Origin of the sequence: Streptomyces sp. NPDC093261 (genome assembly GCF_044753645.1) — a bacterium.
In the GTDB taxonomy this organism is placed as follows: Bacteria; Actinomycetota; Actinomycetes; order Streptomycetales; family Streptomycetaceae; genus Streptomyces.
This window is the reverse complement of record NZ_JBIVNO010000002.1, coordinates 13,538-26,021: the sequence shown is the minus strand read 5'-3', so window position 1 is coordinate 26,021 and position 12,484 is coordinate 13,538. Positions and strand designations below refer to the sequence as shown.

Genomic DNA, 12,484 nt, shown 5'->3' with positions numbered 1-12,484 from the left:
CCCTCCCCACTGGCAACCCCGCACCGTGCCTAGGCACCCGTCTCCCCCTGGAGTACCACGCTTGCCCTCACTCACCGCCCAAGCCCCCGTGCCGCCAGTGACCGTAGCGATCCGCCTCGGGGTCGCCCTGGTCGGCACGATTGGCTTCGCCCTCTCCTACGACGCCCTGCGGCAGATGGCCGTCGCCATCCACATCCGCGGAGTCCTCACCTACGCCTTCCCCCTCATGATCGACGGGTTCATCGCCATCGGCGTCGCCGCCCTGCTCATCCTCCGTACCGCGCCCTGGCGTTCTCGCCTGTACGTCTGGGCACTGGTCGGTCTCGCCACCGTCACGAGCATCTGGGCGAACGCTCTGCACGCCGTCCGCCTCAACCAGCAGGCACACACCGCCGGGCTCCATCTGGACGATGTCACCGTCGGCGCCCTGTCCGCGATAGCTCCGCTCGCCCTGGCCGGCGCGGTCCACCTCGACCTCGTCATCCGCCGCCACCCCACGAGTCTGGGCGAAGAGGCCGCCGCCACACCGGGCCACAACTCCTCTGGCCACAGCCACAACGGCACGCACAGCGCCATGCGGCCTGCCCGTTCGCAAGACGATGACTTCCTGCCGAAGGAGGCACAGAGCTCGCGTGACGTGGCCGAGCGCCCAGACCTGGCGGAGGCAGCCGCCAACGTGCCGCGGGCCCCGAAGCCGCTCTCCAAAGACGAGGGCCACGAACGGGATGTCACCTTCGACGAACTCCTCGCCATCGCCCGCACCGCACCGCTGGGACGCGGGGACCGTGCCTCACGCCGCAACATCGAGGCGGCCATCCGAGCCGCTGAGTACCGCATCGGCAAGGACCGTCTCACTCAGCTCAAGGACCGAGTACAGGCCGAACTCGACCGGGCTGCCCGCCAGCGACAGGCCGAGCCCGACACGGCCCCCGTCGGCACGCGCTGAGGGCCGCCGCCCCACCCCGATCGACCCCCTCCGCTCGTTCCCGCACAGCCCGGAGCGGGGACGAGCGGCCCACTAGGCGACACGGCCTCGCCCCCCAACACCGCACGGAGAACCCCTCAATGCACGACCAGCACCCCGAACTCGCCACCGACCGGACGCAGATGATGACCATCGCCACCAGCGCAGCAAGGTATGGCGTTGGACCGTCCAAGGGCCGGTCCAACGCAGGCACCTCCGCCCCGGGGGTGGCGGAGGACCTCGGGCACCAGGGGGTGCCCGAGGAGGTAACGCCCGGCGACGCAGCCGAACAGCCGCCCGCCGCCCCCGCCGACGAAGTCACCCTGCGTCGCATCGCTCGCCGCCGTACCCGCGAGAGCGTCCAGCGCAAGCAACGTGTCGATGTCCGCTACAGCAGCGATGAGAAGGCCCGGATCCTTACCCGTGCCCGCAAGATGGGCATCGCCGGCGCCCACCTCGTCGGCGCCGTGATCACGGCCTACCTCGACGGTGATCTCGCCGTGGGCCTGGCCGGGCAGCGCACCCAGCTCGATGACTGCCTCGACAAGCTCGACGCCCTACGGGCCGAAGTCGCGCGCATCGGCAACAACGTCAACCAGATCGCGCACCGCCTCAACGCCGGAGGCGATCCACACCCTGTGGACGCCACCGTCCTCGCCCAGACCGAACGCACCCTGGTCGCCGTCCGCGGCGCCATCAGCGACATCGCGCAGACCATGAACCACGCCGTCTCCGTGAAGGCGGCCTGGTGATCGCCAAGATCGGCAGCGGCAAGAGCACCGCCGGCCTGATCCGGTATCTGTTCGACACGAAGAAGGCCAAGGACCACACCGACCCGCACCTGGTCGCTTCCTGGGACGGCTTCGCTCCCGATCCCGGCCGCGCCGACGGCTTCGACGCCACAAAGAAGCGGCTCGTGGCCGACCTCGACCTGCGGGTTAAGCAAGCCCGCCGACTGGGCCGGGCGCCCGAGCGGCACGTGTGGCACTGCTCGGTACGTGCCGCCCCCGGCGACCGGCACCTCACCGACGCCGAGTGGGCGGACATCGCGCGCCGCGTTGTGGCGGCCACTGGCATCGCGCCACAAGGCGATCCGGACGGGTGCCGGTGGGTCGCCGTCCGCCACGCCGACGACCACATCCACATCGCCGCCACCAAGGTCCGTGGCGACCTGCGCACCGCCCGCCACTGGAACGACTACCTGACCGCCGACAAGGAACTCGCCGCCATCGAGAAGGAATACGGCCTCAAGCAGGTCGTGCGCGGCGACCGCACCGCCGCCAAGCGCCCCACCCGCGCCGAGACGGAGAAGGCCCGCCGCGTCGGCAAGACCCAGACCTCCCGCGAACGCCTGCGCACCACCGTCCGCCAGCTAGTGTCCATCGCCACCAGCCCGGAGGAGTTCCTCCTTCTGCTCGACGGCGTCGAGGGCGTCCTTGTGGACGTGCAGCACTTTCCCTCCGGTGACGTGCGCGGGTACAAGGTCGCCGTGGAAGGCGACACCAACGCCGCCGGCGAGCCGATCTGGTTCTCCGGCGCCAAACTCGCCCCCGACCTGTCCTTCCCCAAGATCCGCGAACTCCTCACCGCCATCGATGCCCCGCCCGCAGCGGAGCCGGGCAGCCGACGCAGGCCCAACCCGTGGCACCAGGCCACGGCAGCAGCCGAGCGCATCCTCCACCACCTCGACCACGGCGACGACGAAGCCGCCCAGGCCCACATCGCTGCGCTCGGCGAAGCCATCGACGTCCTGCCGCTGCTCGCCCCCAGCCACCTGCGGCCACATCTGCAGCAGGCCGCCGTCGCCTTCGAGCGCGCCACCCGCTCCCGCATCCGCGCCCAGCAGGACCAGGCCCGCGCCCTGCGGGGTGCCGTCCGAGCCCTGCGCACCGCGCCGGTCACCAGCGACGGCTCCGGGCTGGCGATGTTCCTCGACATCGCCGTCCTCATCGTCATCGCCACAGCTCGCTGGCACCAAGCCCGCCGGCACAACCAGCAGGTCGCCGCCGCCCACCAGACCCTGGCCCATCTCCAGACCGCCTACCGACAGGCTGCTGCCGGGCCGCTGGCCGCCCTGGCTCAGCGCCAACCACCGGCACGCGCCATGGAACGGCACGCCCAGTGGATCCTCGTGATCCTGCCAGACCACGCCCAACAGGTCCTCGACGACCCTGCCTGGCCCGCCCTGGCCGCAGTCCTCACCGAAGCCGAGAACGCCGGCCACGACCCCGAGCAACTCCTCCAGCACGCCGCACGTCAGCGCACCCTCGACGACGCCCGCTCCACCGCCAGGACCCTCACCTGGCGCGTCCAACGCCTCGCCGCCCGGCAGGCTCCCAGCGCCCGAGCACGGGCTGCCCAAGCCCGCACCAGGGTTGCAGCCCGACCGGCACAGCCTGGCCAGACTCCATCCAGCCCGTCACAGCCTGGCCTGGCGGCACCTGCTCGACACCGGTGATGCCGTCAGCGGGCGCGGAGGTACCTGTCGCGTCCACCCTTCAGGTTTCCCACACCGAGGGAACAGCGTCACCGCACCGTGTTGACCAGAGGCTCCAGCAAGTCCAGTGCTTCCTCCCAGCGGAAGCGGTCCGCCGCGCCGCCGGCCCTCGGCCGGTGCGGTTCGCAGGAACCGATCAGGACACCCATCCCCCGTAGCCGGTCCAGGCTCTGCTGGTAGGCGGGGTGGGCGGCCTGGGCGGAGTTCAGGTAGGGCAGTGCCACGGTCGGGATGGCCATGCCGTACGCCTCGCACAGGATGCCCAGGGCGAGGGTGTCGGAGATCCCGGCGGCCCACTTGTTGATCGTGTTGAAGGTGGCGGGAGCCACGGCGATCGCGTCCGCCGGGGGCAGTGGGCGCGGGTCTCCCGGTGAACGCCAGGCGGAGCGGATCGGGTAGCCGGTCTGTGCCTCGATCGCCGTAGCGTCGATGAAGCCAAATCCCTGCGGTGTGGCGATGACGCCGACATCCCAGTTCGCCTCCTGGGCGGCCGTGATCAGCTTGCCGACGTCACGGGCCACGCCTGCCGCGCACACGACGACGTACAGGAAGGGCTTCTTGTCCGGGGCAGTCGGTTCGGTCACGCGGGGACTCCCAGTTGGCGGCTGAAGTGGTGCAGTTCCGGCAGGGTACGTCGGCGGTCGCGGGCGGCCATATCGGCGACCAGGTTGCGGACGTCGGGGCGGCGGATGTCCTGGGCGGCGCAGGTCTCGGCGATCCTCAGGGCTTGGTAGCCGTCGGCCAGGCGTCCCTGCTGGCTGTAGGCGCGAGCCGCTTCGACCCATAGTGCGGCCCGGCGTTCGGGGACCGGGATGTGCCGGCGCATGAGGGGCCTGGCCGCCTGAAGGGCGAGGCCGGCGTCGCCGAAGGCCACCAGGGCGCTCAGCTCGTGCAGGGCGACGTTGGTCGGGCTGAAGGTGGCCCAGGCGTCGGGCCGGTCGAGAGTGACGTACCGCGAGACTTCTTTCGCCTCGGTGAGGAATTCCTTCGTGGCCGCGCGATCACCACGACTGCTGGCCGCGGTCACACCGCGCAGGAGCAGCAGTCCCACGGCGGCGAGGTACTTCGGTGAACGCCGGTCGTAGGAGCCGGTGAGCTGGTCGGCGGTGTGCCGGACCAAGGTGACGGCCTCCGTGGCGTGCTTCTCACGGACCAGCACGTGGGCCTGGACACGGACGCTGGAGGCGAGGACGACTGGGTCGCCTGAGCGTTCGGCTTCTGCCATCGCCCGGCCGACGGCGAGCCATGCGTTGCCCTGGTCGTGCTGCTTGAGCAGCAGGCTCGTCGTCGTCTGGTACGCCGTGGCCAGGAGCCGGGACACCGTGTCCCCGTCCGTCGCATCACCGACCGCCAGTCGCAGGTCGGCAATCAGGCTCGGGAGGGTGCGCTCCAACTCCGTGTATTGGCAGGTGTGGAAGAGCCTCAGTGCTGATCCGACGCGTTCGTACAGGACGGCCGTGCCCTGGGGGCCACCGGTGCCCGCGGGGCCGGGACCGGGCAGGAGGGCCTGGACGAGGGCGGTGTGCGAGGCCGAAGAGCCGGCCGGGGCCGCGAGCGCTGCGATGCTCGCGGCGAGGAAGGTGCGGCGGTGCATGTCGTCAGCTTCTCGATCGGCGGCGGAGACGTCCTGAGACGGGGCGAGGCCCAACTCATGAGGCGGGATGTTCAGTTCCTGCGCGATGGCGCGTAATACGCGGATGTCCTCCGTGCCGCGACCGCTCTCCAGACGGCTCACCTTGGACTGGTGATACCCAAGCGCTGCGGCCACGCCGTGCTGTGAACGCCGCTGTAACACCCGTGCCCGACGGATCCGGTCTCCGATCCGTCTCGCTTCCCCATGCGCGTCGGCCATCTGCCACGGCTCCTTCCGCCGTCGCTGATCCTGCCTGCTCAATCGAGCATAGATCAGCCGTAGTTGGCCGTGATGCAGCCCCTGCATAAGTCATGCATCGCCCGCGTCAGGGCTCACCACTCGCGGCGACGGACTGGTTGCTTGGTGTGGCCCCACCTACACCGGGAGGCCGCTCATGGAAGCGCACCAGCTCGCTCTTTCCCTACCCGCGACGCCCGCCGCAGCAAGCCAGGCCCGGCACCAGGCCGTGGACGCGATAGCGGGCTGGGGCTCGGGACTGGGCGCCGAGGTGGTGCACACAGCCGAACTGCTGGTCAGCGAGCTCGTCACCAACGCGGTCCAGTACGCCGGCACCGGATCCGTCTCGCTCGCGGTCTGTCTCGACGAGGCCGTCCTGCGGATCGAGGTCTGCGACACGAGCCCGGTCCTGCCCCAGCCGGCTCTGCCCGACGCGGACAGCGAGGGCGGCCGGGGTCTGTTCCTCGTCGCCGCTCTCGCCGACCGGTACCACGCCGAACCGACGAAGAACGGCAAGTTCTGCTGGGCCGAGATCGATCTGACCAGCAAACCCAGCCAGGAAGTCGCCTGTTTCCTGCCCCTCCAGAGGAGTTGATGATGACGACCACCCACGCCCCCGGCGTGGCCGCCGAGGTGATCGCCGTACGCCCCGGGCCGCCGCTCGCCGGCACCGTGAGCGTCGACGGCTCCAAGAACGCCGCTCTGCCGCTCCTGGCCGCCGCGGCGGCCCTCGGTCGCCCGGGCCGATTGAGCAACGTCCCGGACAGCACGGACGTCCAGATCATGCTCACTCTGCTGCACCAGGCGGGTTGGCATGTCACGCAGCCCGTCGGCGAACCAGCCACTTACGTGATCCTGCCGACGGAGGCATCTCAACGACTGCCCGATCTGGCGCAGGCAGCCCACATCCGCGCCTCGTACTACCTCGTCCCCGCCCTGCTCGCGCGTTACGGCCAGGCGCGGCTGCCTTGGCCGGGTGGCTGCCGGATCGGTGCGCGCGGGATGGAGCTGCACTTCAAGGTGTACGAGGCGTTCGGCGACCGGAGCCGGCAGAACAGCTCCGGTTACGGCATCGAAGCCCTCAGCTCTCACACGGGCACCGTCTCCATCGCACTGCCCTTCCGCTCTCGCGGTGCGACCGTGGCCGCGATACTGCGCGCCCTCACAACCGGCCGCCCCTTACGGCTGGGCCAACCCAACCTCTCACCCGAAGTCCTGAGCGTGCTCGACGCCCTGAGTTCGGTGGGCTGGGAGACGCGCGCCAACGAGCATGTACTGACTCTCTCGCCGCCCTCCTCGCCGCCGACTGCCCCCGCTGCCTGGACCGTGCCCGGAGACAAGATCGAGGCAGCCACGCTGGCCTGCGCGATCGCCGCGACGCGCGGTACTGCCCGTATCGACGGCGTGCAGGGCAAGGACGTAGGCCCGTTCGTGGCTGCCCTTCATCAGCTCGGCATCCCCGCAGACGCGGAGCCGGGTGGCCTTACTGTCCGCGCGCATGAGACAGCCCCCACTGGTCGTCCCCTGCGGGCCGTCGCCTCTCTGAGCCCTGCGGGCCTCGACGCCGACTTCGAACCACCGCTCATGGCACTCGCCCTCGGACTGCCCGGCACGCATCTGTTCGCCGACGCCATCAATCCCGGCCGCCACGGCAACCTGCTGCCGCAGCTGACCCGCCTGGGCGCCGGGATCGAGGAGATCTCCCCCACCGAATGCCGCCTGACCGGGCCCCAGCAGCTGACGGGCGCGGGCGTCGAAGCCACCGACATCCGCACCGGGTCCGCCCTCATGGTCGTCGGCATCACGGCCCGGGGCGTCACCACCATCGGCGGCCTCGACCAGCTGCGCCGCGGCCACGCCGACCTGTCCGGCAAGCTGCGCATCCTGGGCGCCGACATCTGCGAGGTCACCCCATGACCACCGACGGCCGGAACCTGCGCCAGATCGTCGCCACGACCGACGTCCATTCCGCTTTCGACAACGCCGCGCCCTTCCTGACCCACCTCCACGCGCTGCGCCCGACCTCGCTCATCGTGGACTGCGGCGACTTCTTCGAAGGCAGTGGGTACTACCGCCTCGGTCGCGGCACGATCGAGCGCGAGATCCTGCTCGGGCTGTACGACGTGCTGGCCCCTGGCAACCACGGCTGGCCCCACCACTTCGAACCCGACCTCCACCTGCACACTGTCTGTGCCAACGCCGTCGATGCCAACACCGGCGACGCACTCTTCCGCCGCTTGTACATCGCGGACATCACTGGACGTCGCATCGGCGTAACCGCTGTGATCGGCCGACAAGCCTTCCACTCGATCCCGGTCGCCCAGCGAGCCGGCCACTGCGTCACTGATCCCGTCCAGGCCCTACGCGAGCTGATGCTCGCTCACCACCACGAGGTGGACAGCTGGGTCCTGCTCAGCCACTCCGGCTTCGACGAGGACCGGAAACTCGCGGCAGCCTGTCCGTTCCTCGATGTGGTCTTCGCCGGGCACTGCCACAGCGATCAGTACGGGCCGGTCCGGGTCGACGACACCCTGGTCGTCAAGGGTCGGGAACTCGCCGGCGGCTATACCATCGCCACGCCCGTGGGCACGGGATGGGGTGCGGGCACCACGTCCTTCCCGGATCGGGCCCCGAGCGTCGTTCCCACGGAGCTTGCGGGCCTGCACTCACGCATCGAGGACGTCAAGCAGCAGCTGGCCGGCGTCCTCGGCCCGATCAGACCGGCCTACCGCCACCAGTCCCTCGACCGGCGCAGCCTGCTCGTGGACCTCACCGCCCGCCTGCGTACGGCACTCGGGGCAGACACGGTCATCCTCAACGAGACGGCACTACGCGCCGTACCACTCGGCGACACCCTCACCCAGGGCCACCTGCTCTCCATCGAACCGTTCGCCAACCAGCTGGTGCACGCCCACGTACCTGAGCCGGCACGCAGCGACCTCCCCGGCTGGCTGTCACATCTGACCACCCAGACCGGCCCGCTCGTCACCGCCCCCGATCCCTTGCCGGATGCCGTCACCACCGTGCTGACCACCGACTACCTCGCCGACAACTACCTCGGCGAGCGCACGCACGAGGCCGGCCTGCGTCTGGACCAGGCTGTCCAGCACGTCCTCACCGCCCCCGACACCGCGGAAGGAGGCAGTTAATGATCCTCACCGGCCCGGAGATCACCGCAGCCGCTCACGACGGCCGCCTCCGCATCACCCCCTTCGCCGCCGACCAGGTCAACCCCAACAGCTACAACGTGCGTCTGGGCCCCACCTTGATCACGTACACGAGCACGGTCCTGGACGCCCACCGGCCCAACCCCACCCGCGAAACCACCATCGGCCCGGACGGGCACGTCCTCCAGCCAGGCGAGCTCTACCTCGGCCACACCCTCGAAGAGGTCGGCTCCGACACCTTCGTCCCGCTGCTGTTCGGCCGCTCCTCCGTCGGCCGCCTCGGCCTGTTCGTCGAGATCACCGCCCCTATCGGCGACATCGGCTTCCACGGCCAGTGGACACTCATGCTCACCCCGATCCGACCGCTGCGCGTGTACGCCGGCATGAAAATCGGGCAGATCATGTTCTTCCTCTCCACCGGCGCCATCGACCTCTACCGCGGCAAGTACCAGGCCGCCACAGGGCCGCAGCCCTCCGCCTACTGGCGAGACCTCGCCCGGCTCCAGGTGGTGGCATCGTGATCCTCACCGGTCCCGCCATCGCCGCCGCCGTCCAGGCCGGCGAGATCACCATCGAGCCGTACGAGCCCAGCCGCGTCTCCCCCAACGCCTACGACTGGCGGCTGGGCGCCACCATCCGCGTCTGCGACGGCGACCTCGACGCCGCAACCCCCACCGCCTTCACCGAGCAGTCCATCCCCGACGCCGGCTTCGTGCTGCGCCCTGGCCTGCTCTACCTCGGCATCACCCTGGAGCGGACCGGTTCGGAGACGTACGCGCAGCTGCTGAACGGCGACCGCACCACCGGCTCCCTGGGCATCTGGGTCCACGTTTCGGCTCCGCTCGGACACCAGGGCCATGCGATCCGGTGGACGCTGGAGATCCGCGCCGCCCGACCTGTGCGCGTGTATCCGGGCATGACCTTCGGCAAGCTCGTCTTCCTCACCACCTTCGGCGCACCGGCCAGCTACCAGCAACAGCCCGCCAAGTACGCGACCACGGAAGGCATCGACGTCTCGCGCCTTTACGAGGAGATCGACGGAGGCACGCGGTGAACGCTCGCTCGGCCACCGGCCCGATGGCCGCCACCTTCCTGGACCTTCCCGCCGGAAGTCCCGGCGGCAGCGTCGAGCTCTTCCTCGACCTCTACACCGGCCAGCAGCCCCTCATCCCGGCCCGCGCCTTCATGCTTGCGCCACCCGGTCACGATCCCCGACCGCCCGTCGGGCTCAACCTGCTACCCGTTACAGGCAAATGCCTGGAAGGAACGGCCTTCAGCCGCTACGTCGCCACGCTTCGCAGAGCGCTCACAGCTGCGGTCGATCCCACACAGATCGATGTCCTCCACTTGCAGCACCTCGCGTTCGGCGCCACCCCAGCCCTCATCCACGCTCTGCCCGCGCATCCCCGGATCGCTCTCGTCCACGGCACAGACCTGCTCTTCGCCGAGACCCATCGAGACCAGCTCCAGGTGCTACGCGAAACAGCCAGGGCCGCCGACGCCATCGTGGTCCCGACCACCGCAATGGCCGACCGCCTCCTCAAGCTCGCCCCGCAGATCGAACGCCGCAAGATCACCCACATCCCCTGGGGCATCCCCGACCACCTGCTTACCGCCCCGCCCGCCCGGCCGGCACGCACCTCCGCCAGCCACCTGCGGCTCCTGTACGCAGGACGCCTGACCAACGAAAAGGGTGCCGAGGCCCTGATCAAGAGCCTGGCTCCCGTGCCCGGTATCGAGCTGAGCGTCGCAGCGCCCAAAGCCCAGTTCCACGTACTGGCCCCACTGCTGCAGCGAGCCGGCGTACGGGTCCGCTACCTCGGCTGGCTCCGCCGCCCACAGCTATGGAAAGCCTTCACCGAACACGACGTATTAGTCGTGCCGTCCACCACCCTGGAAGCCATGGGACTCGTCGCATTGGAAGCCCAAGCGTGCGGGCTCCCCGTCCTCTACCAGCCCGTCCCCGGCCTCAATCAAGCCCTCGCCGCTTCCGGCATGGCCACCGACTTCACCCACTCCGCCGCACTCGCGCGCGACCTCGACCGGCTGAGAAGGACACCCGGGCTGATGACTGCCCTCCGGCAGGCGGGCTATGCCAACGCGGCACGCTATCCCCTCTCGGCGACCGCACGATCCCTGACCGACCTCGGCCGACAGCTCACCTGAACCGACCGCCAGACGACCCGACACGTCACTACCCGAACCGCTCCACGAACGTCACTACGCTGACCGGCGGGACACCCCGGCGAAGAGGGAGACCATGACGTACGACCGCGACCGCATCGAAGCCCTGCTCGACGAGGGAGTCCGCGACAAGGTGTACCCGGGCGCCGTGTGGGCCCTCGGCGACGCCACCGGCACCCTCGCCCGGGGCACCACCGGGGTCCTCGACCCCGACGAGCCGGAGGTGCCGATGCGCACCGACACCGTCTTCGACGCCGCCAGCCTCACCAAGATCCTGGCCGTCTGGTCCTCCATCGGAGCCCTGTGGGAGGACGGCACCCTCGACCTCGACCAGCCGCTCGGCAGCTTCTGGCAGGAGGTCACCGGGCACCCGCTCGGATCCGTCACCGCCCGGCAGCTGCTGACGCACACCGCCGGCGTCCCACTGCGGGCGCAGCTGAAGAACCTCTACGGCACCGACCCCTACGAGATTCGCCGAGGCGTCCTCCAAGAACAACTTCATCGGACACCCGGAGAAGCCGTCGAGTACACCGACCGGGCCGCCCTCATCCTGGGCTATCTCGCCGAACACCTCTCCGGCCAGCCCTTGGACCAACTGGCCACCACCCGCACCTGGCTCCCACTGGGCATGACCTCCACCCGCTTCGGCCCCTTGCCCGCCAGCCTCGCGGCGCGCTGCGCGCCCACCGAACTAGACCAGGACACCGACACCCACCTCAAGGGAGTCGCCCACGACTTCTCGGCCCGCCTCTTGTGCGGCGTCTGCGGCATCGCCGGCGCCTTCACCGTCCTCGACGACCTCGCCGTCTTCCTCCAGTACATGCTCGCCCCCGCAGCGTCACAGCTCCGGGCTGGTTTCGGCATCGAGTGGATCAACGGGTCCCTGGCCATCGAGACGGGGCAGCTCCAGCCCGCTCGCGGCCTGTTCTGGCACCCCGCTCCCGGCACCACCATCGAGGAGGACGTCTGGGTCCACTACGGCTTCACCGGCACGGGCATGTGGATCTCACCCACCAAGGACCGCTGGGCGGTGCTCCTGACCAACAAGCTCTACTACACCCGCGACCGCGCACCGCTGACCGATGTCCGCAACAACTTCCGAGAGCTCGCCTTCAAGTAGAGGAGCCGATCGAGAGGTACGGCCGAGATGCCCACCGATCCGGTCGGCGAAGGGACCCCCGTGGCTCAGCCGACAACCGATGACCAGCCAAAAGCGCTCATGCCCACCCTGGAATCCATGCCCCTGCTGGTCGCCGCCGTCATCGTCCATGACAAGGCCACCAGCCGCGTGGTCCTCCTCCAGCGCAGCGACCAGGCCAAATTCGGCAGGGGCAAGTGGGATCTCCCGGTCGGCAAGAGCGAGCCCGGCTAGCCGATCACCGCGACGGCCTCCGCGAGCTGTACGAGGAGACCGGTATGACCGTCAAGCCGGAAGCGCTCAAGGTCGCCCACGTCATCCACGGCGCCTGGGGCGTGGAAGCCCCCAACGGCTTCCTCACGGTCGTCTTCGTCGCCCATGAATGGTCCGGCGAGCCGGAGAACCGCGAACCGCGCAAGCACGCCCAAGTCCGCTGGGTCGACACCGGTGCCATCCCCGAAGAGTTCGTGGAGACCACCGCCAGCGCCCTTCATCGCTACCTGGCCGGCGGGCCTCAGGTGTCGCTGGACGGTTGGAACTGACCGAGCGCCTCTTCTGGGATAGCGTCTCGCCCCCACGGTGAGATGAGTGACCGCGTTCAGCTTCGCCGACCTCGCCGCTTTCCTCCGCTACATGCTCGCCCCTGCCACGTCCCCCTTCGCGG

General features: G+C 69.8%; 12 protein-coding genes and 1 pseudogene. 11 read left to right on the top strand and 2 right to left on the bottom strand.

Going from position 1 to position 12,484, the window contains the following annotated elements:
- Positions 1–88 precede the first annotated feature (88 nt).
- The 3 genes from ACIP94_RS06470 (at position 89) to ACIP94_RS06460 (ending at position 3,422) form a co-directional block, all read left to right on the top strand.
- The gene (locus tag ACIP94_RS06470; RefSeq protein ID WP_402421695.1) at positions 89–946 is read left to right on the top strand and encodes a DUF2637 domain-containing protein; all 858 of its coding nucleotides are present in this window, start codon (positions 89–91) and stop codon (positions 944–946) included.
- Between the two features lie 119 nt (positions 947–1,065).
- A complete protein-coding gene (locus ACIP94_RS06465) occupies positions 1,066–1,716 on the top strand; it encodes a MobC family plasmid mobilization relaxosome protein (protein ID WP_402420460.1) in 651 nt (216 codons plus the stop codon).
- Positions 1,713–3,422: a relaxase/mobilization nuclease domain-containing protein gene (locus ACIP94_RS06460; protein ID WP_390682968.1), complete on the top strand. Its 1,710-nt coding sequence runs from the start codon at positions 1,713–1,715 to the stop codon at positions 3,420–3,422. Before ACIP94_RS06465 ends, ACIP94_RS06460 begins: the two co-directional genes overlap by 4 nt.
- A gap of 68 nt (positions 3,423–3,490) precedes the next feature.
- Here ACIP94_RS06460 and ACIP94_RS06455 read toward each other — a convergent pair whose 3' ends face one another.
- Complete coding sequence (locus tag ACIP94_RS06455) at positions 3,491–4,045, bottom strand: flavoprotein (protein WP_355941094.1); 555 nt, start codon at positions 4,043–4,045, stop codon at positions 3,491–3,493.
- A complete protein-coding gene (locus tag ACIP94_RS06450; protein ID WP_079088059.1) occupies positions 4,042–5,313 on the bottom strand; it encodes a helix-turn-helix domain-containing protein in 1,272 nt (423 codons plus the stop codon). The genes ACIP94_RS06455 and ACIP94_RS06450 overlap by 4 nt, the downstream gene beginning before the upstream one ends.
- Before the next feature lie 175 nt (positions 5,314–5,488).
- On the opposite strand from ACIP94_RS06450, the gene ACIP94_RS06445 reads away from it, so the two are divergent.
- From ACIP94_RS06445 to ACIP94_RS06410, 8 genes and pseudogenes are all read left to right on the top strand, one after another.
- The gene (locus tag ACIP94_RS06445) at positions 5,489–5,926 is read left to right on the top strand and encodes an ATP-binding protein (protein ID WP_094056867.1); all 438 of its coding nucleotides are present in this window, start codon (positions 5,489–5,491) and stop codon (positions 5,924–5,926) included.
- A 2-nt stretch (positions 5,927–5,928) separates the two neighbouring features.
- Positions 5,929–7,248, top strand: coding sequence for a UDP-N-acetylglucosamine 1-carboxyvinyltransferase (locus ACIP94_RS06440; protein WP_382011429.1), 1,320 nt, complete (start codon positions 5,929–5,931; stop codon positions 7,246–7,248).
- Positions 7,245–8,480, top strand: coding sequence for a bifunctional metallophosphatase/5'-nucleotidase (locus ACIP94_RS06435; protein WP_351222852.1), 1,236 nt, complete (start codon positions 7,245–7,247; stop codon positions 8,478–8,480). The genes ACIP94_RS06440 and ACIP94_RS06435 overlap by 4 nt, the downstream gene beginning before the upstream one ends.
- Positions 8,480–9,019, top strand: a complete 540-nt coding sequence (gene dcd, locus ACIP94_RS06430) for a dCTP deaminase (protein WP_351222850.1) — start codon at positions 8,480–8,482, stop codon at positions 9,017–9,019. Before ACIP94_RS06435 ends, dcd begins: the two co-directional genes overlap by 1 nt.
- The gene (locus ACIP94_RS06425; RefSeq protein ID WP_030823100.1) at positions 9,016–9,552 is read left to right on the top strand and encodes a dCTP deaminase domain-containing protein; all 537 of its coding nucleotides are present in this window, start codon (positions 9,016–9,018) and stop codon (positions 9,550–9,552) included. Before dcd ends, ACIP94_RS06425 begins: the two co-directional genes overlap by 4 nt.
- Before the next feature lie 23 nt (positions 9,553–9,575).
- Positions 9,576–10,664, top strand: coding sequence for a glycosyltransferase family 4 protein (locus ACIP94_RS06420; protein ID WP_351222888.1), 1,089 nt, complete (start codon positions 9,576–9,578; stop codon positions 10,662–10,664).
- Positions 10,665–10,758: 94 nt separating this feature from the next.
- Complete coding sequence (locus tag ACIP94_RS06415; protein ID WP_351222846.1) at positions 10,759–11,802, top strand: serine hydrolase domain-containing protein; 1,044 nt, start codon at positions 10,759–10,761, stop codon at positions 11,800–11,802.
- 27 nt (positions 11,803–11,829) lie between these two features.
- Positions 11,830–12,362, top strand: a pseudogene (locus ACIP94_RS06410) (NUDIX domain-containing protein).
- Positions 12,363–12,484 lie beyond the last annotated feature (122 nt).

What these genes read in the sequence shown, in the direction of transcription:
- dcd (WP_351222850.1), top strand. Translation starts at nt 8,480, where the DNA reads ATGATCCTCACCGGCCCGGAGATCACCGCAGCCGCTCACGACGGCCGC.
- ACIP94_RS06435 (WP_351222852.1), top strand. Translation starts at nt 7,245, where the DNA reads ATGACCACCGACGGCCGGAACCTGCGCCAGATCGTCGCCACGACCGAC.
- ACIP94_RS06445 (WP_094056867.1), top strand. Translation starts at nt 5,489, where the DNA reads ATGGAAGCGCACCAGCTCGCTCTTTCCCTACCCGCGACGCCCGCCGCA.
- ACIP94_RS06440 (WP_382011429.1), top strand. Translation starts at nt 5,929, where the DNA reads ATGACGACCACCCACGCCCCCGGCGTGGCCGCCGAGGTGATCGCCGTA.
- ACIP94_RS06465 (WP_402420460.1), top strand. Translation starts at nt 1,066, where the DNA reads ATGCACGACCAGCACCCCGAACTCGCCACCGACCGGACGCAGATGATG.
- ACIP94_RS06420 (WP_351222888.1), top strand. Translation starts at nt 9,576, where the DNA reads ATGGCCGCCACCTTCCTGGACCTTCCCGCCGGAAGTCCCGGCGGCAGC.
- ACIP94_RS06415 (WP_351222846.1), top strand. Translation starts at nt 10,759, where the DNA reads ATGACGTACGACCGCGACCGCATCGAAGCCCTGCTCGACGAGGGAGTC.
- ACIP94_RS06450 (WP_079088059.1), bottom strand. Translation starts at nt 5,313, where the DNA reads ATGGCCGACGCGCATGGGGAAGCGAGACGGATCGGAGACCGGATCCGT.